The 25,971-nt window shown below is 71.5% G+C and carries 10 protein-coding genes; all 10 read right to left on the bottom strand.

The annotated features are described in order from the left end of the window. Positions 1–19: 19 nt before the first annotated feature. On the bottom strand, positions 20–757 hold the full coding sequence (locus ACWCRD_RS40105; RefSeq protein WP_450970609.1) for a thioesterase II family protein: 738 nt from the start codon (positions 755–757) through the stop codon (positions 20–22). Next, the gene (locus tag ACWCRD_RS40100; protein ID WP_450970608.1) at positions 754–2,004 is read right to left on the bottom strand and encodes a cytochrome P450; all 1,251 of its coding nucleotides are present in this window, start codon (positions 2,002–2,004) and stop codon (positions 754–756) included. Before ACWCRD_RS40100 ends, ACWCRD_RS40105 begins: the two co-directional genes overlap by 4 nt. After that, entirely contained in the window at positions 2,001–2,261 is a 261-nt protein-coding gene (locus tag ACWCRD_RS40095; RefSeq protein ID WP_398963378.1) for an acyl carrier protein, read from the bottom strand. Before ACWCRD_RS40095 ends, ACWCRD_RS40100 begins: the two co-directional genes overlap by 4 nt. Before the next feature lie 401 nt (positions 2,262–2,662). Continuing rightward, the gene (locus tag ACWCRD_RS40090; protein ID WP_398963375.1) at positions 2,663–3,427 is read right to left on the bottom strand and encodes an ABC transporter permease; all 765 of its coding nucleotides are present in this window, start codon (positions 3,425–3,427) and stop codon (positions 2,663–2,665) included. Beyond that, positions 3,424–4,398 carry an ATP-binding cassette domain-containing protein gene (locus ACWCRD_RS40085; protein WP_450970607.1) on the bottom strand — a complete coding sequence of 325 codons (975 nt, stop codon included), beginning with the start codon at positions 4,396–4,398 and terminating at the stop codon, positions 3,424–3,426. Before ACWCRD_RS40085 ends, ACWCRD_RS40090 begins: the two co-directional genes overlap by 4 nt. A 100-nt stretch (positions 4,399–4,498) precedes the next feature. Next, positions 4,499–5,188, bottom strand: coding sequence for a thioesterase II family protein (locus tag ACWCRD_RS40080; RefSeq protein ID WP_450970633.1), 690 nt, complete (start codon positions 5,186–5,188; stop codon positions 4,499–4,501). Between the two features lie 115 nt (positions 5,189–5,303). Beyond that, positions 5,304–9,191 carry a non-ribosomal peptide synthetase gene (locus ACWCRD_RS40075; protein WP_450970606.1) on the bottom strand — a complete coding sequence of 1,296 codons (3,888 nt, stop codon included), beginning with the start codon at positions 9,189–9,191 and terminating at the stop codon, positions 5,304–5,306. A 3-nt stretch (positions 9,192–9,194) separates the two neighbouring features. Continuing rightward, the gene (locus tag ACWCRD_RS40070; protein WP_450970605.1) at positions 9,195–16,940 is read right to left on the bottom strand and encodes an amino acid adenylation domain-containing protein; all 7,746 of its coding nucleotides are present in this window, start codon (positions 16,938–16,940) and stop codon (positions 9,195–9,197) included. Next, positions 16,937–24,730, bottom strand: coding sequence for an amino acid adenylation domain-containing protein (locus ACWCRD_RS40065; RefSeq protein ID WP_450970604.1), 7,794 nt, complete (start codon positions 24,728–24,730; stop codon positions 16,937–16,939). The genes ACWCRD_RS40070 and ACWCRD_RS40065 overlap by 4 nt, the downstream gene beginning before the upstream one ends. Positions 24,731–24,770: 40 nt before the next feature. Continuing rightward, positions 24,771–25,958 (bottom strand): NAD(P)/FAD-dependent oxidoreductase, encoded by a 1,188-nt coding sequence (locus tag ACWCRD_RS40060; protein WP_450970603.1) that lies wholly within the window; start codon positions 25,956–25,958, stop codon positions 24,771–24,773. Between the last annotated feature and the right edge of the window lie 13 nt (positions 25,959–25,971).

Genomic DNA, 25,971 nt, shown 5'->3' with positions numbered 1-25,971 from the left:
ACGGGCGGCTGACCTGTGCTCACAGCCAACGGGTCAGCGCCTTCTGCAGCTCGTCCGGCGCATCCATGAAGTCGTAGTGGCCGCCGTCGACCACCCGGAACTCGACCGAATCCGCGTACCGGCGCCACCCCTGGAGGTCGGCGAGGCCCACGTCCGGGTCGTCCCGCCAGTGCAGTACGACGACGGGACAGTCCACCGCGACCGCCTCGGTCCGCCGGTACGCGGCCGCGGCCTTCGTGTCGCGCAGCAGCACCATGAGGCCGAGATCGACCATGTCCGGCCGCGGCTCGATGCCCCGGCTGCGGACGAACGACTCCACCTCGGCGCGCAGCTCGGACTCGGTCATGGTGAGCATCCGGTCACGCGAGGCATCGTGCGGGGCCGGCTGGCCCGACACGAACAGGCGGTCCGGTGTGGGCAGGCCGAGCTCGGCGAGCCTGAGCACGGTCTCGTACGCGGGCATCGCACCAGCGCAGTGTGCGAAGAACGCGAACGGCCGGTCGAGCAGCGGCTCCAGGGCCTCGACCAGGTCGGCGGCGAGCTTCTCGTACGTGCCGTAGTGGGGGTGGCCCAGCCGGTTCTCGCGGCCGGGGAACTGCACCGGGCAGACCTCGACGTCGCCGAGCGCGGCCGGCCAGGCGCTGAACGCCGAGGCCCCGGACCCGGAGAAGGGGAAGCAGAAGATCCGCGCGCGGTGGTCGGCGGACGGCGGCCGGACGAACCACGGCGACGCGGTGATGGCGGTACCGGAAGTCATGGCGTGTGTCGTTTCTGGGCGACGATGGGGAGGTGGGTCATCCCGGCGATGAAGTACGACCGCAGATGCTGCGGTTCGCCGGCGAGTTCGATCGAGCCGAACCGCTGGAGCAGTTCCTCGAAGAAGATGCGCAGGGTCAGCCTGGCCAGCGGCGCCCCGATGCAGAAGTGCGGCCCGAACCCGAACGCGACGTGGCGCTTGGCGTTGCTCCGCGTGATGTCGAAGGTGTGCGGATCGGTGAACTGGGACGCGTCCCGGTTGGCCGAGCCGATCCACGCGACGACCGCCGCACGGGCCGGGATGGTGCCCCCGGCGATCTGGACGTCGTCCACCGCGTACCGCATGAAGTTGCATGCGCCCGAGGTCCAGCGCAGCCCTTCCTCGACCAGGTTCGGGATCAGCGACGGATCGGCCTGCGCCTTCTCGAACTGCTCGGGCCTGTCGATGAGCGCCTGCACCGTGCCCGAGACGGTGTGCGGAGTCGTCACGTTGGCACCCACGAGAATGCTGTAGCCGTCGAGGGCGATCTCCTCGTCGGTCAGCGGCACGCCGCCGGCGCGGACGTTCATGAGGTGGGCGAGCAGGGTGTCGTCCTCGCCGCCGGTCGCCCGCCGCCGTTTGGCCCACTCGGTGACGTAGTTGACCAGCTCGTGGTGGGAGATGGCCAGCGTCGCGGCCTCGCTGCCCACCAGGAAGTGCGGGTCCGAGGGAGCCGTCACCATCGCGGTCAGCTGGACGAGTTCCTCCCAGTCCTTCTCCGGGATCCCCAGCAGCGGGCCCGTGACCATCGCCGGGAGGAGCAGCGCCCGCTCGGCCAGGTCGAAGGTCTCACCGTCGAGCGCCGGCTCGAGGAAGCGCACGATCGTCCGGCGGATCGAGTCCTCCCAGGACTTCACCGCCCGGGCGGTGAGCGGCGAGCCGAGCGGCCGGCGGACCTCGGTGTGCCGCGGCGGGTCGGTGGACGTCAGCAGCTTGCCCGCCGCGGGGTCGTCCACCCCGACGTGGGTGGGTGTCGTGCCGCGCTCCGAGGTGAACTCCCGGTGGTCGCCGAGCACGCGGCAGACGTCCTCGTACCGGGTCACCGACCAGAACTCCCGGCCGTCGGGGAGGACCTGGTGGTGCAGGGGCGCCTTCTCCCGCATCACGTCCCAGATCGGGTGCGGATCGCCCGAGGCGTGGAGGTCCAGGTCGAACAGGTCGACGCGGTCGAGGTCGATGTCGCGCCCGGGGCCCGGCGTCAACCTCACGCCGCCGCCCTCCCCTGCTCTATCAGCTCGGCGACCCGGGCCGGGGTCTGCGCCAGGTAGAAGTCCCGCACGGACAGCTTGACGCCGTAGTCCCGCTGCACCCGCTCGATGATTTTGATTCCGGCTATCGAATTGCCGCCGAACGCGAAGAAGTCATCCTCCGGACCCATCTGGCAGTCGAGGTATTCCCCCCACATATCCGCGATTTCCTGCCCCAGTGACACCGGTGCGCTCGACGGCGCGGCTTGACGTTCCATTGCCAGTCTTTCCTTCCTCCGCCGACCGGGAATGCCCGCTCGCGTCCTTTGCGGTCCGGTATCCGGACCGTCATCGCCATGACGACCACTGGGGCCCTGTGCGCTGTCCCGCCGGCGAGACAAATTCTTCGAATGGCCGAATCGAGTGTGACGTGTCTGCGCGTCCGTTCCCAGCGGGTTGGTGGTGTCCCGTGCGCGCCGGCGGACGAGGTTCCCCTCGGCGGGACAGGACAATTCGACAGCGCCTCGGTTTAACGACGTTAGAGGCCCGCTGGAATGAGGGAGAATCCCTGAGAGCCTCTGTCATACCCCCGGCCGGGCGCGGAACGCACAAAGCCGCCCCGGCGAAGTGGAGTTTCGCCGGGGCGGCAGGGGAAGTGGTGCGAACCGGTGGGGCGAAGTCACACTCGCTTCTTGAAGTTGGCGATCGCCCACACATAGCCGACGACCGTGAGACCCGCGCACCAGGCGACGGCGGCGATGACGTGGCCGGTCGACGGCGTGGTGTCGAACAGCAGGCCGCGCAGCGTCTCGATGATCGGGGTGAAGGGCTGGTACTCGGCGAACTGCCGCACGCCGGCCCCCATCGTGTCCGCGGGGACGAACGCGCTGCTCAGGAACGGCAGCATGATCAGCGGCACGGTGGCCATGCCCGCGGATTCCACGGTCTTCGCGCCGAGGCCCATGGCGACCGTGAGCCAGCTGGTCGCGAACCCGAGGAACAGCATGAGGCCGATCGCGCCGAGCCACTGCGGGAAGCTCGCGTGCGGACGGAACCCCATCGCGAAGCCGACGCCGATGATGGCCGCGTCGGCGATCAGGGCGCGCAGCGTCGTGGAGACGACGTGACCGAACAGCACGGCGCCGTGCGAGACGTCCATGGCCTTGAACCGGTTGGTGATGCCCGTCGTCATGTCGCTGTTCACGGCCGCAGCGGTCGGCCCCAGCCCGTACGTGATGGCCATCACGATCAGGCCCGGCACCGCGTAGTCGACGTACTCGCCCTGGACCTTGAAGGCGCCGCCGAACACGTAGACGAACATGAGCATCATCACGATGGGAAACAGGACCGCGTTGAACACGGTGACCGGATTGCGGGTCGTGTGCTTGTAGTTGCGGCGCATCATGATCGCCGCGTCGCCGAACGCCGTCGCGACACTGCTCACGGTGCGACCGCCTCCTTCTCCTTGATCGTGCTCTCGGTGTGCGTGCTGCCGGTGACCGTGTTGTCGGTCAGGGCGAGGAAGACGTCGTCGAGGTCCGGTGTGTGCACCGAGAACTCCCGGGCGTTGATGGCGTTCTCGTCGAGCCGGCTCAGCAGGGCCAGCAGCGACCTCGACTCACCGTCGTTGGGCACCCGCAGTGTCAGCTCCTCGTCGTCCCGCGTGGAACCGGGCAGCACCCGCGCCGCCGCGTCGAGTTCGTGGATGTCGGCGAAGCGGAACCGGGCGTGGGTGCCGGGGATCTGGCGCTTGAGCTCCTCGGGGGTGCCCTGGGCGACCAGGCGGCCCTGGTTGAGCACCGCGATCCGGTCGGCGAGCTGGTCGGCCTCCTCGAGGTACTGGGTGGTCAGGAAGATCGTGGTGCCCTCGGCCACCAGCTCGCGGACGATCTCCCACATCGTGCGCCGGCTGCGCGGGTCGAGACCCGTCGTCGGCTCGTCCAGGAAGATGACCTGCGGGTTGCCGACCAGCGTCATGGCCAGGTCCAGCTTGCGGCGCATGCCGCCGGAGTAGGTCGCCGCCATCTTGTCCGCCGACTCCACCAGGTCGAACCGCTCCAGGAGCCGCGTGACCAGCTGGTCGGCCGCGCGCACGCGCTTCAGGTCCGCCACCAGCCGCAGGTTCTCCCGGCCCGACAGCAGCTCGTCCACCGCGGCGAACTGTCCGGTCACGCCGATGGCCGCGCGCACCTGCTTGGTCGCGGTCACCACATCGTGCCCGGCGACCTGCACCGTTCCGGCGTCGGCCGTCATCAGCGTCGTCAGGATGTTCACCGTCGTCGTCTTGCCGGCCCCGTTCGGGCCGAGCAGGGAGAAGATCGACCCTGCGGCGACATCGAAGTCGACGCCGTCGAGCACGACCTTGTCGCCGTATGCCTTGCGCAGCCCTGAAACTGCAATCGCTGAACTTCTCATGCTTCCACTTTCCTCTCCGGGCCTGTTACGCCCCTGTCACGGCGCTCGACCCCGTCTGCGCTGGTCACAGCCGCCCATCCGGTCGGTGGCCGGCGCCGCGTCAGCGGCCGCGGGCGGACTCCGCTTCGATCACGTCCAGCACCTGGCGGCCGTGGTCGACCAGGTACATGTGGTCGCCCGGAAGCTCCGCATAGCTGAATTCCGCCGTGGTCGCGCCCTGCCACTGCCGGGCCTCCTCCGCGGTGACCAGGCCGTCGATGTCGCCGCGCAGCGAGCAGATCGGCACCGACACCGGTTCGTCGGTGCTCGGGACGTAGGCCTCGTGCATCTCGCAGTCGGCCTGCAGGGTGGGGAGGATCAGTTCACGCATCTCCGGGTGGTCGAGGGCCTCGTGCCTAAAGCCCGCGAACTCCTCGACCCTGGCGAGGAACTCCTCGTCCGGCAGGCCGGCCGCCCGCCGCTCGCGCTGGGTCCACGGCCCCGGCGAACCACTGACGACCAGCCGCTCGACGTGCACATCGCGCGCGCTCAGCAGGTGCACCAGCTCGTAGGCGAGCACCGCGCCCAGGCTGTGCCCGAACAGCACGGTCCGCGTCCCCGCACCGAGGTCCGCGACGATGTCGTCGACGGAGCCCTTGGCCGCCTCGACGACATTGCGGTACGGCGTCTCGAGGATCCGCCGTTCCCTGCCGGGCAGTTCGACCGAGGTCACGCGCCACCGGCCGGCGGCCAGCTCCCGCCACGGGTGGAAGAACGAGGCACCTGCTCCCGCGAACGGCACGCACAGCAGCGTGGTCCGTTCCCCGTGTTCCGCGGATACGCCGGGTCTTGTCACCCTGACCAACCCCCATCATCTTCGCTTGGATCGTTTGTTGAACCAGTTCCGCAACACAGCGGTCCGGTCGCTACGCCAGCCTGGGCCCGACGACCTCGAAGAACTGGGCCACGGGTGCGGGCATATGCATCTCGTGGTGTGTCGCGTGCAGGTCGTGGACCTGCAGCGAACCTCCGACGTAGGGCCGCCACAGGTGCGCGTACGACGTGTCCTCGAGCGCCGCATGGAAATACAGCACATCGCCGCGGTAGACCGGCGACTCGAAATCGATCATGAGCGACGTGTTGTTGGCCATGACCTTCGCCATGGTGTCCAGGAAGCCCTGCCGATTGCCCATGCGGATGTACTGGCCGAAGTCGTCCTCCAGCTCCGCCCGGTAGTCCGACGACTCCTTGTCGGCATGGACCTGCCTGAACCCGTGGCCCCCGGGCTGGGCGTCCAGGACGGCCACGACAGCGACCTCGTGCCCGCGCCGGTCGAGCGCGTCCGCGACGGCCTGCACGACCGTGCCGCCGTAGGACCAGCCGACCAGGTTGAAGGGCCCTTCCGGCTGGATCTTCAGGATCTGGGTGACGTAGTCCTCGATCATCTCCTGCGCGGAGCCCGCGAGCGGCTCCACGCCGTCGGAGCCGCGGGACTGCAGGGCGTAGGCCGGCCGGTCCTGCAGATGAGCCGCGAAGCTGTAGTACGCCCAGCCCAGCCCGCCCCCTCCGTGGAAGAACCACACCGGCGGCTTGCCCGTACCGGGATCGCTGTTCAGGGGCAGCACGACCGCGAAGGTGTCGGCGTCGTCGGCGGGCACGCCGCCGGCGAGCATCAGCGCCGCCAGCTCGGCCACCGTGGGGTACTTGATGATCGTCCTGATGGGGATGTCGATGTCGAACTGCTTGCGGATCTGGACGCTGAGCCGGGTGGCCAGCAGCGAGTGGCCGCCGAGCGCGAAGAAGCCGTCGTCGATACCGACGTTCTCCCGCCCGAGCAGCTCGCCGAAGAGGGCGCACAGCTTCTCCTCGTAGGCGTTGCGCGGCTCCCGGCCGGCCACGGTGTTCGTGTCCTCCGAGGGCAGAGCGCGCCGGTCGAGCTTCCCGTTCGAGGTCAGCGGAATCTCCGCCAGCGAGATCAGCGCGGACGGCACCATGTAGTCCGGCAGCCGCTCGTGCAGGTACGCGGACAGCTCGTCGGCGTCGACCGTGGCATCGGGCTCGGGCACCACATAGCCGACGAGGCGCTTGTCCCCCTCCTGGTACTCGCGCACCAGGACCACCGCCTGCGCCACGCCCGGGTGTCCGGCCAGCGCGTGCTCGATCTCGCCCAGCTCGATGCGGAAGCCCCGGATCTTCACCTGGGAGTCGGCCCGCCCGACGTACTCCAGTCGGCCGTTCCTGCTCCAGCGGACCAGGTCGCCGCTGCGGTACATGCGCTCGCCCGGCTCGCCGTAGGGGCAGGCGACGAACCGTCCCGCGGTCAGGCCCGGCCGGCCGTGGTAGCCGCGGGCCAGGCCGTAGCCCGCCACGTACAGCTCCCCGGTGACGCCGGTGGGCGTCGGCTTGAGGTTCGTGTCCAGGACGTAGGCGCGCAGACCCGGGACGGCCGGGCCGATCACGCTGGCCTTGTAGCGGGCGGCGGAGTGCTCGTCCAGGTCGATGCGGGTGACGTGCACGGTGGTCTCGGTGATGCCGTACATGTTCACCAGCACCGGCGCGTCGCAGGCGTGGCGCGCGTACCAGTCCGCGAGGCGGCCCAGGTCGAGGGCCTCACCGCCGAACACCACGTACCGCAGCGCCAGTTCCTGGCCGGGCGCTTCTGCGTCGGCCTGGACGAGCTGGTAGAAGGCCGAGGGTGTCTGGTTGAGGACGGTGACCCGCTCGCGCGCGAGGAGCTTCAGGAAGTCGGCCGGGGAGCGGGAGACGTCGTAGGGGACCACGACCAGGCGGCCGCCGTACAGCAGCGGCCCCCACAGCTCCCACACCGAGAAGTCGAAGGCGTAGGAGTGGAAGAGCGTCCACACGTCGTCCGCGCCGAAGGCGAAGTCCTCGGTGGCGGTGAAGAGCCCGACCACGTTGCGGTGCGGGATCAGCACGCCCTTGGGGCGGCCGGTCGACCCGGAGGTGTAGATGACGTACGCCGGGTGCCCAGGACGCAGGGCCGCCGGGCGCTCGGCGTCGGTGAGGTCGGCGGCCGACTGCCCGGCGAAGGCCTCGGCCCGGTCGAGGTGGACCAGGGGCAGGTCGTGGGCCAGGTCCTGTGCGGTGGCGTTCGTGCTGGTGGTGACCAGCAGGACCGGCTGGGCGTCCTGGACGATGTAGGCGATGCGGTCGGCCGGGGAGTCGGGGTCGATCGGCAGATAGGCGCCGCCCGCCTTGAGCACCGCGAGCAGCGCGACGACCAGCTCGGCCGAGCGCTCCAGGCAGATCCCGACCAGGGACTCGGGGCCCACTCCCTGAGCGACGAGGTGCCGCGCGAGCCGGTTGGCGCGGGCGTTCAGCTCGCCGTAGGTGAGCGTGGTGCCGTCGCAGGTCACCGCGACCGCGTCCGTCCGCTGTGCCGCCTGCCGTTCGAACAGCTCGACCAGGGTGGCCTCGGGGATGTCGCGGCCGGTGGCGTTGACCTCCGTCAGCAGGTGCTCGCGTTCCGCCGCGCCGAGCACGTCGACGTCCCCGATGCGCATCGTCGGGTCGGCGGCCAGCTGCTCCAGCACCCTCACGAGCCGGGCGGCGATCACCTCGGCCGAGTCGCGGTCGAACAGCTGGGTCGCGTACTGCAGGTCGCCCCGCAGCGCCCCCGACTCGTCCACGGTCAGGCTGAAGAACAGGTCGACCATGGCGGTCGACGGGATGGCCTGCTCGAACGTCACCTTGAGGCCGGGGATGTCGAGGTCCGGCTTCTGGTAGCTCTGCCAGGCGAACATCACCTGGAACAGCGGCTGGTAGGCGGCGGAGCGTTCGGGGTTGATGGCCTCGACCAGCAGGTCGAACGGCACGTCCTGGTACTCGTAGGCCGTCAGCGCCTTGTCCCGCACCTGCGCGAGCAGCTCGGTGAAGGTCGGGTTGCCGGACAGGTCGGCGCGCAGCACCTGGGTGTTGACGAAGAACCCGATCAGATCGGCCAGCGCCTCGTCGGTCCGCCCGGCGATCGGGCTGCCGATCGTCAGGTCGTCGCCGCCGCCGAGCCGGCGCAGCAGCACCGCGAGCGCGGCCTGCAGGACCATCGACATGCTGGCGCCGCGCTCGTCGGCGAGCTTCTGCAGCCTGGCCGCCACGTCCGCCGCCACCGCGAGGGAGATCGTGTCGCCGTGCGAGTTCGCCTCCGCGGGCCGCGGGCGGTCGAACGGCAGGGTCAGCGGCTGCGGCACGCCGTCCAGTTCCTTGCGCCAGTACTCGACCTGCGTCGCGGCGACGGAGTCCGGATCGGTGACGTCGCCGAGCACCTCGCGCTGCCACTGCGCGTACTCCTTGTACTGCACGGGCAGCGGCTCCCACTGCGGTGCCCGGCCGTCCTTGCGGGCGGTGTAGGCGTGGATCAGGTCCCGCATCATCGGTGCGCTGGAGCTGCCGTCCGAGGCGATGTGGTGGACGACCATGACCAGCACATGTTCCTGGGGGGAGCAGCGCAACAGGCTTGCGCGCAAGGGGAGTTCGGCCGACAGGTCGAACTGGTGGGCTACGGCCTCCTCGATCGCGCCGGTCAGGTCTTCGGGCGCCACCTCGGCCACCCGCAGTTCCGGCGCGGCCTCGGCCGTCGGCAGGAGCCGTGAGCAGGGCTCACCGGCGTCGTCCGTGGCGTACGTGGTGCGCAGGATCTCGTGGCGGTCGACCAGGTCGTGGACCGCCGCACCGAGAGCGTGCTCGTCCAGCGCTCCGGTCAGCCGGAACGCCGCCGAGATGTTGTAGGTCGCCGCCCCCTGTTCCAGCTGGTGCAGAAGCCACATCCGGCGTTGGGCGAATGACAGCGGAATCATTCTTCACTCCTTGACGATCATCTGGCGGAGACTGGGGCGCCGGGGGGCTGCCGACTGCTCCGACCAGGCGGCGAGCGCGGCCACCGTGGGCAGGTCGAAGATCTTGCGGATGGGTATCTCGATCCCCAGCTCGGCGCGGGCGCGGCTGATCAGCCGGGTGGCGAGCAGGGAGTGCCCGCCGAGCTCGAAGAACCCGTCGTCGATACCGACCCGGTCCATGCCGAGCACCTCGGCGAAGAGCCCGGCCAGGGTCTGCTCGCGGGGGGTGCGGGGCGCCCGGTAGGCGGCGCCGGTGTACTCCGGCTCGGGCAACGCGGCCCGGTCCAGCTTGCCGTTCGGGGTGAGCGGCAGCCGGTCGAGGACCATGAAGGCGGCCGGCACCATGAAGTCCGGGAGCCGCTCCGAGACGAAGCCGTGCAGCTGTCCCGTCTCCAGGCCGGCGCGGTCGTCGGTCGTGCCGTCGCCGGTGGCGGCGGGCACGGCATACGCGACCAGCTGCTTGCCCGCGCCGCTGCCACGCCCCTCGCGGGCGATGACGGCGGCCTGCGCGACCCCGGGGTGAGCGAGGAGCGCGGCCTCGACCTCGCCGGGCTCGACGCGGAAGCCGCGCACCTTGACCTGCGTGTCTCCCCGGCCCTCGTACTCCAGTTGGCCCTCGCCGTTCCAGCGGGCGAGGTCACCGGTGCGGTACATGCGCGAGCCGGACGGGCCGAACGGGTCGGCCACGAAGCGCTCGGCGGTCAGGGCGGCGCGGCCGTGGTAACCGCGGCCCACGTTCCCGCCGACGTACAGCTCACCGACCGTGCCCGGCGGCACCGGAGCGAGGCCGGGGCCGAGGACGTAGGCCCGCATGTTCCCGAGCGGGGTGCCGACGGGCGCGCTGCCCGACCGGCCCTGGCTGTCACCGCCGACGGTGAAGGTGGTGGCGTAGAACGACTCGCTCTGACCGTAGGCGTTGACGACCCGTACGCCCGGGAAGGCGTTGCGTGTCTTCTCGACGAGCGACGCGGGCAGGGCTTCGCCGGCGAAGACGACCGTCTCCACGCTGGTGCGGTCGCCGATCTGGTCGACGAGTTCGGCGAAGGCGGACGGCACGGTGGAGATGACGCCGCCGCTCCAGCCCTTGCGCTCGCCCAGGACCAGGACGTCCCGGACCACTTCGACGACGCCGCCGGCGGCGAGGGTCGTGAAGATCTCGAACGCCGAGACGTCGAAGTTGACCGATGTGCCCGCAAGGATCCGCTTGCCCGGCTCCATGCCCACGCGGGAGGCGAGCTGCAGCACGCCGTTGACCACGTTGGCGTGGGTGATGGCGACGCCCTTGGGCTTGCCGGTGGAACCCGAGGTGTACATCACGTACGCCAACTGCCCTGCGTGGAGCGTCAGTTCGGGGCCGGTGCCGTCTTGGGACAGGTCGAGCGTGTCGAGGAAGACGTCCGGGGCCGCGTGCTTCGGCAGTGCCGCGACCGTCGCGGAGTCCGTCAGGACGAGGCGCGGCCGCGCCTCCTCGAAGACGGCCGCCAGGCGATGGCTGGGGTACTTGGGGTCGACCGGCAGATACGCACCGCCCGCCTTCAGAACCGCGAGCAGGGCGACCACCAGGTCCGCCGACCGCGGCAGCGACACCGCGACCACCGACTCCGGGCCCACTCCGCGTCCGGCAAGTTCGCGCGCCAGGCGGCCCGCCCGGGCGTCAAGCTCGCGGTAGGTGAGCGACTCGCCCTCGGCGACCACGGCGACCTCGTCCGGGGTCCGCGCCGCCTGTGCCTGCACGAGTTGGGTGATCGTGACGTCGGGAGTCGGGACGGCCGTGTCGTTGAACTCGGCCAGCAGCCGGTCGCGTTCGGCCGGATCCAGGATGTCGACCTGCGCGACCTTCAGCTCGGGGGTGGCCGCCAGCTGCCGCAGGATGCGCACCAGGCGGGCCGCGAGCACCTCCACCGTGTCCCGGTCGAGGACGCCCTTCGTGTACTGGAGGAAGAGCTGGAGGTGCGGGTCGGCCGCCGCCATCAGGGTCAGCGGGTAGTTGGTGGCCGTGGACGCGCGCAGGCCGGTGAAGGTGATCCCGTCCGCGGCGTCGGAGGCGGCACTGATGCCCTCACGGTCGACCGGGTACGACTCGAAGACGACCAGGGTGTCGAAGAGGGACTGCAGGCCGACGGACTGCTGGATCTCCGTGAGCCCGTAGTAGTGGTGGTCCATGAGACCGGCCTGCCGGTTCTGCAGCCGGGTGAGGACCTCGGCCAGGGTGTCGCCGGGCGCGTACTCGACGCGTACGGGAAGGGTGTTGATGAACATCCCGACCATCGAGTCGACGTCCGTCACCGCGGGCGGGCGCCCGGAGACGGTGGCGCCGAACACCACGTCCTGGCGGCCGGTGAGATGGCCGAGCAGCAGGGCCCAGGCGCTCTGGACCAGGGTGTTGATGGTGACGCCCAGCTCGATGGCACGCCGGCCCAGTGCGCGTGCCTCGTCGGCCGGGAGCGCGATCTCGACCTGGTCGACGCCCTCGCCCGCGCCTTCGGAGCCGGGGGCGAGCAGGGTCGGCTCCTCGACGCCGTCGAGCTCGGCCGCCCACACCCGTGCGGCCTCCTTGTCGTCCTGCCGGGCACGCCAGGACAGGAAATCGCCGAAGTCCCGGGTCGCGGCCAGAGCGGCCGGGTCGCCGCCGGACGCGTAGAGCAGCAGCAGGTCCTGCATCAGCAGGGGCATGGACCAGCCGTCGATCAGCACGTGGTGGGCGGTCATCACGAGTTCGGCGCGGCCGTGTTCGAGGACGGCGAGGGCCATCCGGATCAGCGGCGGGGCGGCCACGTCGAAGTGGGCGGCCCGGTCCTCGGCGAGGAACGCCTCGAACCGCTCGGTCCGCTCCGCCTCGCCGGCGGCGGTCAGGTCGAGGTACTGCCACGGCAGCAGCACCGTCTCCGGCACCACCTGCACCACGTCGCCGTCCGCCCGGTCGACGAACGCCGCACGAAGGCCGGCATGACGCCCCAGCAGGGCCTGGGCCGCCCGGTGCATCCGCTCCGGGTCGACCTCGCCGGACAGGTGGAACACCAGCTGCATGTGGTAGGCGTCGAACGAGGACGCGGCCAGCATCGTGTGGAAGAGCATCCCGGACTGCAGCGGGGTGGTCGGCCACACCTTGGCCAGCCTGCCGAACCGCGCCTCCCAGGTGTCGATCTCCTCCTGGCTCACCCGGACCAGGGGTGCGTCGCTCGGGGTCAGCCCGCCGGCGTCGGGGGCCTGGGCGTGCCGGGCCAGGGCGGTCAGTGCCTCGACCCACAGCCCGGCCAGCTCGGTCACCTCCGCGCGGGTCAGGACCCCGGTCGGGAAGCCGAAGTAGGCGGTCAGTTCGTCCCCGGCGGCCACCGCGTTGATCTCCAGGGCCGACAGCACCGGCATGTCCGCGTCGGGCGCGGCGATCAGATCCCGGTGCGTGGTGTCCGGTGCCCAGCCCAGGCCCCGCAGTTCCTCGGGGATGTCCGCGCCGGAGGAGCGGCCCAGGTAGTTGAACCCGATCTGCGGCACGCGCTGTCCGGCCAGCTCGGCGGCGGTCTCCTCGTTGAGGTGGCGCAGCAGGCCGTAGCCCATGCCGTTGTCCGGCACCGCCCGCAGCTGTTCCTTGACGGCCTTGACGGCCCGCCCGGCGGCCGCACCGGCGGCGAACGCGTCGGCCACGTCGAGGCCCGCCAGGTCCAGCCGCACCGGGTACATCGCGGTGAACCAGCCGATCGTGCCCGACAGGTCCGCGCCGGGCACCAGGTGCTCCTCTCGGCCGTGTCCCTCCAGCCGCACCAGCGCCGGGGACGCCGGGACACCACGTGTCTCGCGCCAGCGGGCCAGTGCCAGTGCCAGTCCGGCCAGCAGCCCGTCGTCGACACCGCCGCGGAACACCGCGGGCACCGTGGTCAGCAGGGCCTGTGTGACGTCCGCGGGCACCTGGACGCGTACCGTGTCGACGGTGGCCGTGACATCGCGCGCGGGGTCCAGCTCCCGCGTGCCCAGCACGGGCTCCTCGGCGCGCAGGATCTCCTGCCAGACGGGCAGTTCGGCCACCCGCTCGGGGGTGGCCGCCTCGGCGGCCAGGGCGTGCGCCCACCGGCGCAGCGAGGTGCCCACCGCGGGCTGTGCCGAGGGGTGACCGTCGCGGACCCGCTGCCAGGCGGACACCAGGTCCGGCAGCAGGATCCGCCAGGACACCCCGTCGACGACCAGGTGGTGCAGCACGATCAGCAGCCGGTCCGGGTCTGTCTGCGTTTCCGGGTCCGCGTTCGTGCCGGAGGTGAACCAGACGAACTGCGCCATGACGCCCGCGTCCGGGTCCAGGCGGTCCGCGGCCGCGTCCAGCTCGGCCTGCACATCGGCGTCGCCGTAGGGGACTTCCCGTACCAGGGCGCCGGCGTCCACCAGGCCGGCCGGCTGCATCCGCAGGCCCGGCTGCGCCCGGTCGAGCCGGGAGCGCAGCACGTCGTGCCGGTCCAGTACGGCCTGCAACGTCGCGAGCAGGCCCGTACGGTCGATGTCCGCGGGCAGGGTCAGCATCGCGGACATGCAGAACCGGCCGATGCCACCGCCGAGCGCGAGGACGTGGGCCGCCGTCGGCGGCAGCGGGGCCCAGCCCACGCCGCCGCCCGGCAGCTCGGCCAGGGTGACGCGCTCCTCTTCCTGCCGGCCCTCGACCAGTTCCGCGAGCCGGGCGGCCGTGCGGTGCTCGAAGATCTCCCGCGTGCTGACGACGACGCCGCGCGTCCTGGCCCGCGCGACGACCTGGATGGACCGGATGCTGTCCCCGCCGCTGGTGAAGAAGTCGTCGTCGATGCCCACCTGTCCGGAGCCGAGCACGTCGGCGTAGACCTCGGCCAGGATCCGCTCCGCCTCGGTGCGCGGCGCCCGGTACGCGGCGCCGGTGAACTCCGGCTCGGGCAACGCGGCCCGGTCCAGCTTGCCGTTCGCGTTGAGCGGCAGCCGGTCCAGCACCATGAACACGGCGGGCACCATGTAGTCCGGCAGCCGCTCGGCCACGAACCGCCGCAGCTCCGCCACCGGAACACCGGCGTCCCCCACCGGCGCCACATAGCCGACGAGTCGTTTGCTGCCGGTGTGGTCCTCTCGCACCATGACCGCTGCCTGACCGATCGCGGGGTGCTGGGCGAGGACGGTCTCGATCTCGGTCGGATCGAGGCGGATGCCGTTGATCTTCGTCTGGGTGTCGGCCCGCCCCGCGTACTTCAGCCGGCCGTTGTGGTCCCACTGGGCCAGGTCACCGGTGCGGTACATGCGGGCGCCGGCGGGCCCGAAGGGGCAGGGGACGAACCGCTGCGCGGTCGCCGCGCCGTCGTGGTGGTAACCGCGGGCGAGCAGACCGCCGACGTACAGTTCGCCGACCACACCCGGCGGGAGCGGGGTCAGCTCCGGCCCCAGCACGTAAGCGCGCATGTTGGCCAGGGGCTGTCCGACCGGGATCGCGCCGGTCTCGGTCCACTGCTGCGGGAGCGTGAAGGTGGAGGCGTAGAAGCTCTCCGTCTGCCCGTAGGCGTTGATGACACGGACGTCGGGGAAGGTCTTGTGCACCTTGTGGACCAGGTCGGCCGAGAGTGCCTCACCGGCGAAGACGACGGTTCGCACGTCGAGTTCGACGTCCTGGTCCAGCAGTGCGGAGAACACCGCGGGCACGGCGCTGATGGTGGTGCCGGACCAGCGGCCGCGCTCCGCGAGTTCGAGTACGTCACGGACGATCTCGACGCTCGCTCCGGCGGTGAGCGCGGTGAAGATCTCGAACACGGAGACGTCGAAGTTCACCGAGGTCGCGGCGAGCATCCGGGAACCCGCCTCGACTTGCACGATCCGGCGCAGGTCCCGCACGCCGTTGACCACCCCGGCATGGGTGACGGCGACCCCCTTGGGCGTCCCGGTCGAGCCCGAGGTGAACATCACGTAGGCCAGGTTGTCCGGGTCGATCCGGACGTCCGGGGCTTCGACGGCGCGCTCGTCGAGGCACAGGTCGTCGAGGTGAAGCACCGGCGTCCGGCACTTGGCCACGGTCGCCGCCGCTTGGTAGTCGGTCAGGACCAGGGCGGGATCGGCCGCGCTGAGCAGGAGGTCGACGCGCGCGGCCGGGTAGCCGGGGTCGACCGGCAGGTAGGCGCCGCCCGCCTTGAGCACCGCGAGCAGCGCGACCACCAGGTCCGCCGAGCGCGGCAGGGCCACGGCGACCAGGACGTCCGGTCCCACACCGCGGTCCCGCAGGGCCGCGGCCAGCCGGTCGGCGCGGGCATCCAGCTCCCGGTACGACAGCTCGGTCTGCCCGGACACCACCGCCGTCGCGTCCGGTGTCTTCGCCACCTGGGCGGCGACCAGCTCCGGCACCGTCGCTGCGTGCACCGGTGCCGTGGTGTCGTTCAGCCGTGCCAGCCGGTCCCGCTCGGCCCCGGTGAGCACGTCCACCCCGCCGAGCCGCGTCCCGGGATCGGCGACCACCTGCCGCAGCACGCGCACATAGCGGTCGACGAGGCTCTCGGCGGTGGCGTGGTCGAACAGTTCCGTCGCGTACTCCAGCCGGCCGTACGCTCCGCCGGACGGGGCCGGGACGATGTTGAAGAACAGGTCGAACTTCGCGGTGCCGGTGCCCGCCGGGACGGGGGTGACCCGCAGACCCGGTATCTCGATCTGCGACCACTCGAACTGCCAGGCCAGCATCACCTGGAACAGCGGCTGGTACGCGGTGGTGCGCTCGGGACTCAGCAGCTCCACCAGCCGCTCGAACGGGACGTCCTGGTTGTCGTACGCGGCCAGGGCCCGGTCCCGCACCTGCTCCAGCAGCTCGCCGAACGACGGGTTGCCGGACAGGTCGACGCGCAGCACCCAGGTGTTGGCGAAGAACCCGATCAGATCGTCGAGTTGCTCATCGGCGCGCCCCTCGATCGGGCTGCCGATCGTCAGGTCGTTGCCGGCGCCGACGTGGTGCAGGAGCACCGCGAGCACGGCCTGCGCGACCATCGGCGCCGTGCCGCCGCGCTCCGCGGCCAGCTTCCCGATCCCGGCAAGCAGGTCCGCGTCCAGTTCGAAGTCGACATGGCCGCCGTCGTGGCCGGCCGCCGTCGGGCGCGGCCTGTCCAGCGGCAGCTGCACCGGCTGCGGCACCGCGGCCAGTTCGCCCCGCCAGTACTCCAGCTGCGCGGCGGCGATGCTCTCCGGGTCCTCCTCGTCGCCCAGCAGCTCGCGCTGCCACAGTGTGTAGTCCTTGTACTGCACCGGGAGCGGCGGCCACTGCGGCTCCTCGCCCCGGTGACGGGCCGAGTACGCCGACAGCAGATCCCGCAGGAACGGCGCCATCGAGGCCCCGTCCGCGGCGATGTGGTGGAACACGAACACCAGCACGTGCTCCTGCGGACCGACGCGGAGCACGGTGGTCCGCAGGGGCAGTTCCGTGTCCAGGTCGAAGCCCTCGCACGCGGCCTGCTGCAGCGCGGCGTCCACCGCGTCCGCGGCCACGTCGGTCACCGAGAACGGGGCGGCCGCCTCCTCGGGAGGCAGGATCCGCTGCTCCGGCGTGCCGTCCGCGTTCTCGGCGACCAGGGTGCGCAGGCTCTCGTGCCGGGTGACGACATCCGCGACCGCCGCGGCCAGGGCCGCCGTGTCCAGCGGCCCGTCCAGGCGCAGCACGAACGGGATGTTGTAGGTCGCGGACGGGCCTTCCAGGCGGTGCAGGAACCACAGCCGGCGCTGGGCGAAGGACAGGGGGATCATCGACGCGTCTCCTCAACGGTCATCTGGCCAAGCCGGGGACGCAGCCGGGGGCGGTTCGACGTGGCCTGTTCCTCGATCTGAACCGCCAGCTGGGCGACGGTCGGATTGCGGAACACCGTCGTGACCTTCACCTCGGCGTTCAGCTCGTTGCGGATGCGGCCGACGAGCCGGGTGGCCAGCAGCGAATGCCCGCCGCGGCTGAAGAAGTCGAGGTCGATACCGACCTCCTCCAGGCCGAGCAGGTCCGCGAACAGCCGGCACAGGACTTCCTCGGTGGGGTTGCGCGGCCCGCGTCCGGTGTCGGCCTCGGTGTAGTCCGGTGCGGGCAGCGCCTTGCGGTCGAGCTTTCCGCTCGGTGTCATGGGCAGCTCGGCCAGCGGCACGATCGCCGAGGGGACCATGTACTCCGGCAGGTGCTCCCGGACCTGGCCCGTCAGGGCCGTGAGGTCGAGTCCGGCCGGATCCGTGCCCTTGACCGGCACCACGTATGCGACCAGTCGCTGGTCGTCGGCGCGGTCCTCGCGCACCACGGCCACCGCGCTGTCGACGTCGGGGTGTGCGGCCAGCGCCTGCTCGATCTCGCCGAGTTCGATGCGGAAGCCGCGCACCTTGACCTGGAAGTCGGTCCGGCCGATGTACTCGACCTGGCCGTCCGTGTTCCACCGCACCAGGTCACCGGTGCGGTACATCCGGGTTCCCGGCTCGCCGAAGGGGCAGGCCACGAACCGGCCCGCGGTCAGCCCGGTCTGTCCCAGGTAGCCCCGGGCGAGCCCGGTACCGGCCAGGTACAGCTCACCGGCGACCCCGGGCGCGACCGGACGCAGCGCCGCGTCCAGCACGTACACCTGGGTGTTCCACACCGGTGCGCCGATCGGCACCCGGTCCGCACCCGGCACGTGCTGCCATGCCGTGACCTCGACGGATGCCTCGGTGGGCCCGTAGAGGTTGTGCACCCCGCAGTCCGGCAGCACGCCGACCGCCTTGTTGGCCAGTGCGGGAGGGAACGCCTCGCCCGCGACCTCGATCCAGCGCAGGCTGGTGCACTCCTTGGCCGCCGGCTCGGCGACGAACGCCTCCAGCAGGGAGGGCACGAAGTCCGCGCCGGTCACCCGCTCGCGCTGGATCAGGTCGGCGAGGTAGGCCGGGTCCCGGCGCCCGTCCGGACGCGCGATGACCACGGCGGCCCCGACCTGCAGCGGCGCGAACAGCTCCGGCACCGACACGTCGAAGCTCGCCGTCGTGCTGAGCAGCACCCGGTCCTCGGCCCCGACGTCGAAGTGCGCCAGGCCCCACTGCAGCCGGTTCATGATCGACCGGTGCGCCACCTGCACACCCTTGGGGCCGCCCGTGGAACCGGAGGTGAAGATGACGTATGCGGCGTGGTCCGGGGACAGCGCGCGCCGCGGGTTCGTCTCCGGGCAGGCGCAGACGTCCGGGAGGTTCTCGTCGAGGACCAGCAGCGGCTGCGCGCTGTCCAGCACGTGCCGCACCCGGTCCTCGGGCAGCTCCGGGTCCACCGGCACATAGGCCGCGCCGGCCTTCACCACCGCGTAGAGCGCCACGAGCAGGTCGACGGAGCGGGGGATCTTCACCGCGACCAGCCGCTCGGGACCGGCACCCTGCTCCACCAGCCAGTGCGCCAGCCGGTTCGCACGCCGGTTGAACTCCCCGTAGGTCAGTGTCTCCTGCTCACCGATCAGCGCCACCCGGTCCGGGTCACGCTCCACCTGAGCCTCGAACGCGGCCGGCAGGGTGTCCGCGGTCACCGGGTGCGCCGTGTCGTTGACCTGGCGCACCAGCCAGTCCCGCTCGTCCTCGCCGAGCACCTCCACGGCACCCACCGGCACCGACGGATCCTGCAGCACCTGCTCCAGCACCCGGACGAGCCGCGCGGCGATCACCTCGGCCGAGGCACGGTCGTAGAGGTTGCGCTGGTAGTCGAGGGAGAGCCGCAGGTAGGGGTCGGAGGAGTTGAGGGTGAGCGGGTAGTGCGAGCCCGCGAACGGCCGGATGGCATCGATCGTGAAGCCGGCCGAGGTGTTCGCCTCGACCATGCCCTCGCGGTCGATCGGGTAGTTCTCGAACACCACGATCGTGTCGAACAGGGCGGGCAGGCCGACGCCGCGCTGGATGTCGGCGAGGCCGTAGTAGTGGTGGTCGAGCAGGCCGATCTGCCGGTTCTGCAGGTCCGTGATGACGTCGGCCAGGCTCTGGTCCGCTCGGCACATGGCCCTGGTCGGCAGGGAGTTGATGAACAGGCCGACCATCTCGTCCGAGCCGGTCAGGTCCGCGGGGCGGCCGTTGACGGCGGCACCGAACACCACGTCCTGCTGCCCGGTCAGCTTCGAGATCAGGACCGCCCACGCGCCTTGCAGGAGCGTGTTCAGCGTGACCCCGAGTTCCGCGGCGCGCCGGGCGAGTTCACGTCCCTTGTCGATCGACAGCGGTACCTCGACCCGCCCGAGGGCGGTCGCCTCTCCCTCGGAGACAAGGCCCGCGGCCACGAGGGTCGGCTGGTCGAATCCTTCCAGCTCGGCCTTCCACCGGGCCTCGGACGCCTCCCGGTCCTGCCGGGACAGCCAGGCCAGGTAGTCGCCGTAGGAGCGGACCGGAGCCAGCTCACGGGTCTCGGCGTACAGGCGGACCAGATCCGTGATCACCAACGGCGACGACCAGCCGTCGAACAGGGTGTGATGGGCCGTGATGATGAGTTTCGCCTGCTCGGGCCCGCAGGTGAGCAGGGCCAGGCGGATCAACGGCGGCCGGGTGGGGTCGAGTTGGTCGGCGCGGTCGTCGGCGAGGGCCGCATCGAGCGCCGCGTCCTGCTCGGCCTCGCTCCGCCCGGTCAGGTCGAGGTGCCGCCAGGGCAGGGCGACGTGTTCCGCCACGACCTGCACCGGATCGCCGTCGGCCGCGGTGAGGAACGCGGAGCGCAGGTTGGGGTACCGCTCCAGCAGCGCCTGTCCGGCCGCCCGCATGCGCTCCGGGTCCACCTGCCCGGACAGGTGCAGTACGAACTGCATGTGGTAGACGTCGAAGGTGCCGTCGGCGAGGGCCGCCTGGAACTGGATACCGGACTGCCCCGGGGCCTGCGGCCACACCTCGACCAGCCGGCCGTAGCGCTCCTCCCAGGTCTCGATCTCGTCCTGGCGCACCGAGACCAGGGGGGCGTCCGAGGGCGTGAGCCCGCCGATCCCGGGGCGTGCCGCGTACGCGGCCATGCCGTGCAGCACCTCGACCCACAGTTCGGCCAGTTCGGCGGCCTGCTCGCGGGAGAGCACCCCGGTGGGGAACATGAAGGCCGCCTGCAGCCGGGGGCCGTCGGCGGTGTCCGTGACGACGGAGTTGACCTCGAGCGCGGACAGCGCGGGCAGGTCCGGGTCGGGCGCCGCGATCAGTTCGGCGGACCAGGACGCCGGCCCCCACCCGTGTGCGCGCAGGTGCTCGGGCACGTCGGCGTCGGAGATGCGGCCGAGGTAGTTGAAGCCGATCTGCGGCGCCGGGTACTCGGCGAGCTGCTCGGCGGTCTCCGGGTTCAGGTAGCGCAGCAGCCCGTAGCCCAGGCCCTTGTCCGGGACCCCGCGCAGCTGCTCCTTGACCAGCTTGATCGCCCGCCCGGCGGCGGGGCCGCCCGCCAGCACGTCGGCCAGGTCCACCCCCTGCACATCGACCCGGGCCGGGTACATGGTGGTGAACCACCCGACGGTCCGGGAGAGGTCGGCCCCGGGCACGGCCTCCTCCTCGCGGCCGTGTCCCTCGAGACGGACCAGGGTCGAGCGGTCCTCACCGCGCCAGCGGTTCACCGCGAGGGCGAGCGCGGCGAGCAGTACGTCGGTGCCGGTGCCCTTGAACGCCGCGGGCAGTCTGGTCAGCACGGCCTCGGTGACCTCGGCGGGCAGCTGCGCCCGCACGGTGTCGAGCGTCGACCACACGTCCACTGCCGGGTCGAACGCCCGCGTGCCCAGCGGGGGGTTCGACGCCTCCAGCAGGTCCCGCCAGTACGTCAGTTCCGCCTCCCGCTGAGGGGAGAACGCCTCGTCCTGGAGCGCCGACGCCCAGCGCCGGGCCGAGGTGCCGACCGCGGGCAGCTCGGGCGCCTTGCCGGAGCGGACCTGCTGCCAGGCCTCGGCGAGGTCCGACATGAGGATCCGCCAGGAGACGCCGTCCACCGCCAGGTGGTGCAGCACCACGAGCAGCCTGCCCGGGCCGGACGGCGCGGCGAACCAGACGAAGTCCGCCATGGTCCCGGCTTCCGGGTCGAGCCGTCCCACCGAGGCGTCCAGTTCGGCCTTGGCCGCCTGCAGCGAGGATGGCTCGTCCCAGCGGCCGTCGCAGTCGACCCGGTGGATCAGGTCCGCGGCCCGTACGGTGCCCGCCGGGCGCACGTCGAGGCAGGGCTCGTCGCCGCGCACCAGCCGCGCGCGCAGGAGGTCGTGCCGGTCGAGCACGGCGTCCAGCGTCGCGGCGAGGCCGCCGGCGTCGATGTCCGTGGGCAGTTCGAGGACCATCGACATGGCGAAACGGTTCGTCCCGCCGCCGTGCTCGAACACCTGCCGTGCCACCGGCTGCAGCGGCATCGGGCCGACGCCGCCGCCCTCCAGCTCTGCGAGCACGGGCACCCGGCTCGTGCGGGTGGAGGCCACCTCGGCGAGACGGGCCGCCGTGCGGCACTCGAAGATCTCCCGCGTGCTCAGCTCCAGGCCCCGGGCGCGGGCCCGCGCCACCACCTGGATGGAGCGCAGGCTGTCCCCGCCCACCGCGAAGAAGTCGTCGTCGACACCGACCCGCTCCACTCCGAGCACGTCCGCGTACGCCGCGGTGATGATCTTCTCGGCCTCGGTGCGCGGCTCCCGGTAGGTCTCGCCGAGGAACTCCGGTTCGGGCAGCGCCTTGCGGTCCAGCTTGCCGGTCGGGCCGAGGGGGAGCCGGCCGAGGGCCACGAAGGCCGACGGCACCATGTAGTCGGGCAGCCGGGCCGCGACGAACTTGCGCAGCTCGGCGGCGGAGGCGCCGGACTGCACATCCACGTCGCCGATGCCGCCGGCGCCGTCGTCACCGACGGCTCCCTCGCCGGTGTGCACCACGTACGCGACGAGCCGCCGCCCGCCCGAGGGCACCTCCCGGCTGATCACCACGGCCTCGCTGATGCCGGGGTGCGCGGTGATCGCGGCCTCGACCTCGGCCGTCTCGATGCGGAAGCCGCGCACCTTCACCTGGCCGTCGCCGCGGCCCACACACTCCAGCTGCCCCTGCGCGTTCCAGCGGGCCAGGTCGCCCGTGCGGTACATCCGCTCACCGGCGGGACCGAAGGGGCTGGCCACATAGCGCTCGGCGGTCAGGCCCGGGCGGCCGTGGTAGCCACGGCCGAGGCAGGTCCCGACCACGTACAGCTCACCGACCACGCCCTGCGGGACCGGGGCGAGTCCCGGGCCCAGCACGTAGGCACGCATGTTCCCGAGCGGGGTGCCGATGGGGGCGACATCGCTGTCCGCCCACTCCTCGGACGCCGCGAGGGAGAACGTGGTGGCGTAGAAACTCTCGCTCTGCCCGTAGGAGTTGACGATCTGCACGCCGGGCAGGGCCTCGCGGACCTGCCGCACCAGCCGGCCGGGGAGCACGTCGCCCGCGAAGACGACCGTGCGCACGTCGGGCGCCTGCTCCAGCTGGCCCACCAGTTCCCCGAGCACCGAGGGGACCCCGCTGATCACGTGGCCGTCCCAGCGCTCACGCTCGCCGAGCGCCAGCGCGTTCGCCACCACCTCGGCCGTGCCGCCGGTGGTCAGGGTGGTCAGCAGTTCGAAGACCGAGACGTCGAAGTTGACCGAGGTGCCGGCGAGCATGCGCCAACCGGCCGGCGCGTCGAGGACGCGCACCAGCTCCCGCACGCCGTTGACAACGCCCCGGTGGGTGATCGTCGCGCCCTTCGGCTTGCCCGTGGAGCCGGAGGTGTACATCACGTAGGCCAGGTTGTCCGGGCTCAGCGGTGCGATCCGGCTCGCGTTGTCCGGCGCCCCCGCGGGCGTCTCCCAGCCCGCCTGCTCGTCGAGGTTGACGCACGACATGCCGCCCTGCGGCAGGTCCTGCCAGGTGGCGGTGTCGGTGACCGCGAACCGGGGAGCCGCTTCGGACAGCACGCTCTGCGCCCGCCCGCTGAGGTACTGCGGGTCCAACGGCACGTACCCGGCGCCGGACTTGAGGATCCCGAGCAGGCCGGCCACCAGGTCCTCGGTGCGCGGCAGCGCGAGGGCCACCAGGTCCTCCGGCCCGGCACCGCGCCGGATCAGCTCCCAGGCGACGCTGTTCGCCCGGTCGTCCAGCTCCCGGTAGGTCAGGGTCCGGTCGTCGCACACGAGGGCGGGGGCGTCGGGCGTCCTGGCCACCTGGGCTTCGAACAGCTCCGGGACCGTCGAGTCGGACACCGCCGTGCGGGTGTCGTTGAACTCGGTGAGCAGCCGCTCCCGCTCGGCCGCGTCGAGCACGTCGAGGGTGCCGATCGCGCGCTCCGGGTCGGCCGCGAGCAGGCCCAGTACGCGGACGAACCGGTGTGCGATGCCCTCGGCCGTGTCCCGGTCGAACAGGCCGGTGGCGTACTCCAGACGGCAGTGCGCCCCGCCGGAGCCGTTCGGGATCAGGTCGAAGAACAGGTCGAACTTGGCCGTCCCGGTCTCGAGCCGCTCGGCCCGGACACCGAGGCCGGGCAGTTCCATGGGCGGCACGGGCGGCTGCCAGGAGAGCATGACCTGGAAGAACGGGTTGTAGGCGGTGGACCGGTCCGGGTTGAGCAGCTCCACCAGGCGCTCGAACGGCATGTCCTGGTTGTCGTACGCGGCCAGGGACCGGTCCCGCACCTGCTCCAGCAGCTCGCCGAACGACGGGTTGCCGGACAGGTCGACGCGCAGCACCCAGGTGTTGACGAAGAACCCGACGAGGTCCCGCAGTTCCTCGTCGGTGCGGTCCGTGATCGGCGCGCCGATGGACACGTCGTCGCCGCACCCGAGGTGGTGCAGGAGCACCGCGAGTGCCGAGTGCATGACCATCGACACGGTGGTGCCCGCTTCCGCGGCCAGCTTCTCCACGGCTGCGAGCAGGTCGGGGCCGACGGAGAACGGGACGCGGTCGCCGGCGGGGTTCATCACCCGTGGACGCGGGCGGTCCGTCGGCAGGGCCAGCGGCTGTGGCAGATCGGCCAACGCCTCGCGCCAGTAGGCGAGTTGCTGTGCCGCCGTGCTGTCCGGATCGGACTCGTCACCGAGCACGTCCCGCTGCCACAGCGTGTAGTCCGCGTACTGCACCGGCAGCGGCTCCCACGCCGGGGCCCCGCCCTCGATGCGGGCCGTGTAGGCCGTGGTGAGATCGCGGAACAGCGGCCCGAAGGACTCCCCGTCCACGGCGATGTGGTGCGCCACGACGACGAGGGTGTGCTCGCGCGGCCCGGACCGCACCAGCCTGGCGCGGATCGGCGCGTCGGCGGCCAGGTCGAAGGTGGCGGTGGCCACCTCGTCGACCGCCGCCGTCCGCTCCTGCTCCCCCGCGACCTCGACGAGCGGCAGGTCGAACGGCTGCTCCCCGAAGGGCAGCACCTGCTGGTGCGGGACGCCGTCGTCGCCCTCGACGATCACCGTGCGCAGGACTTCGTGCCGGTCGATGACATCGCGGAGCGCCGCCTCGAGCGCATCCGTGTTCAGCTCACCGGTCAGCCGCAGGGCGAACGCGCCGTTGTAGGTCGGCGACGGGCCTTCGAACCGGTCCACGAACCACAGCCGACGCTGCGCGAACGACAACGGGATCATTGTGTCTCCAAATCGGCAAACCAGGTGAGCGGGTCGTCAGTCAGCCCTGGTCGAGCAGGGTCAGCAGGTCGTCGTTGTAGAAGTCGTCGATGGAGCACGCGCCCGACAGCGTCGAGAAGTACCGGTCGATGTGGTCCTGGTGGCCGACCAGCTTGCGCAGCATGTCCGTCCGCCCCTCGGGCTTGAGCTCGGCCACGTTGAGCGCGCCCTGGTAGTGGCTGAGGGCTTCGCCGCCCAGGTCGTTCTCGTAGCGCCGCAGCGCCGCCTTGAGCGCGTCGTCGTCGTGCAGCCGGTCCCCGATGCGGTCGGTGAGCGACTGGGCCTGGACGAAGGCCTCGGTGATGCCGCGGGCGGTGATGGAGTCCTTGTGGTTGACCGCGTCGCCGACCAGCGCCCACCCGGGCCCGTAGGCCTTGCGGAAGTAGTTCTCCTGGTGCCCCGTGCCGTACAGCTGCTCCTCGCGCTTGCCCGACTGCATCCGCTCCCACAGCTCGGGCGCCGTCGTGCGGAACGCGTCGAGGTAGGCGGGCTCCACGTTCTTGCGGACCTCGTTGTAGTCGGCCTGCGGGAAGTAGGCCATGAGCAGCGTGAGGTCGTCGTTGGTGGGCAGGACGCCGATCCAGCGCCCCGGCCGCTCGTACAGCTCGAAGTTCGCGGGAACCCCGGACCAGTAGCTGTAGTAGGTGGTGGTCAGCCGCGGGTGCTCGATGACGTTCTCCGCGCCCGCCTTGCGGGCCACCAGCGAGCGCATGCCGTCCGCGCCGACGACGAGGCGCGCCCGGTCCGTCGTCTCGGCGCCGCCGGGCGTCGTGTACCGCACCCCGACGACCCGGTCGTCCTCCCACACCAGGTCCTTGGCCGCGCACCCCTGCCGGAACTCCGCGCCGGCCGCCACGGCACCGTCCGCGAGGATCGGGTCGAGCACGTACCGCCTCGGCGCGTACGTGGTCGTCAGGCCGTCGATCGGCAGGGAGAAGCCCTCGATGCGGACATCGGGCCCCTGGTAGCTCTGGCGGGTGATCGGCTGGGCGCCCGAGTCACGGATCCTGTCGAGCAGCCCCCACCGGTTCAGCAGCGCCACGCCCTGCATATGGAGGTAGTGCGAGGAAAGCGTGTCCTGCGGGAATTTCGCTTTCTCCAGGAGCAGGACGCGATAGCCCTGCCGCGCGAAGAGCATGGCCGTCGGTGAACCCGCACAACGGGCACCTATGACAATGACGTCGTACATGGCGCCTCTCTTT

The organism is Streptomyces sp. NPDC002092, from assembly GCF_053593775.1.
The sequence above is the reverse complement of the archived record's forward strand: the minus strand, read 5'-3'. Positions and strand labels throughout refer to the sequence as shown.

Coding starts and splice junctions, on each gene's coding strand:
- ACWCRD_RS40105 (WP_450970609.1), bottom strand. CDS start 757: ATGACTTCCGGTACCGCCATCACCGCGTCGCCGTGGTTCGTCCGGCCG.
- ACWCRD_RS40065 (WP_450970604.1), bottom strand. CDS start 24,730: ATGATCCCGTTGTCGTTCGCGCAGCGTCGGCTGTGGTTCGTGGACCGG.
- ACWCRD_RS40095 (WP_398963378.1), bottom strand. CDS start 2,261: ATGGAACGTCAAGCCGCGCCGTCGAGCGCACCGGTGTCACTGGGGCAG.
- ACWCRD_RS40075 (WP_450970606.1), bottom strand. CDS start 9,191: ATGATTCCGCTGTCATTCGCCCAACGCCGGATGTGGCTTCTGCACCAG.
- ACWCRD_RS40085 (WP_450970607.1), bottom strand. CDS start 4,398: ATGAGAAGTTCAGCGATTGCAGTTTCAGGGCTGCGCAAGGCATACGGC.
- ACWCRD_RS40070 (WP_450970605.1), bottom strand. CDS start 16,940: ATGATCCCCCTGTCCTTCGCCCAGCGCCGGCTGTGGTTCCTGCACCGC.
- ACWCRD_RS40060 (WP_450970603.1), bottom strand. CDS start 25,958: ATGTACGACGTCATTGTCATAGGTGCCCGTTGTGCGGGTTCACCGACG.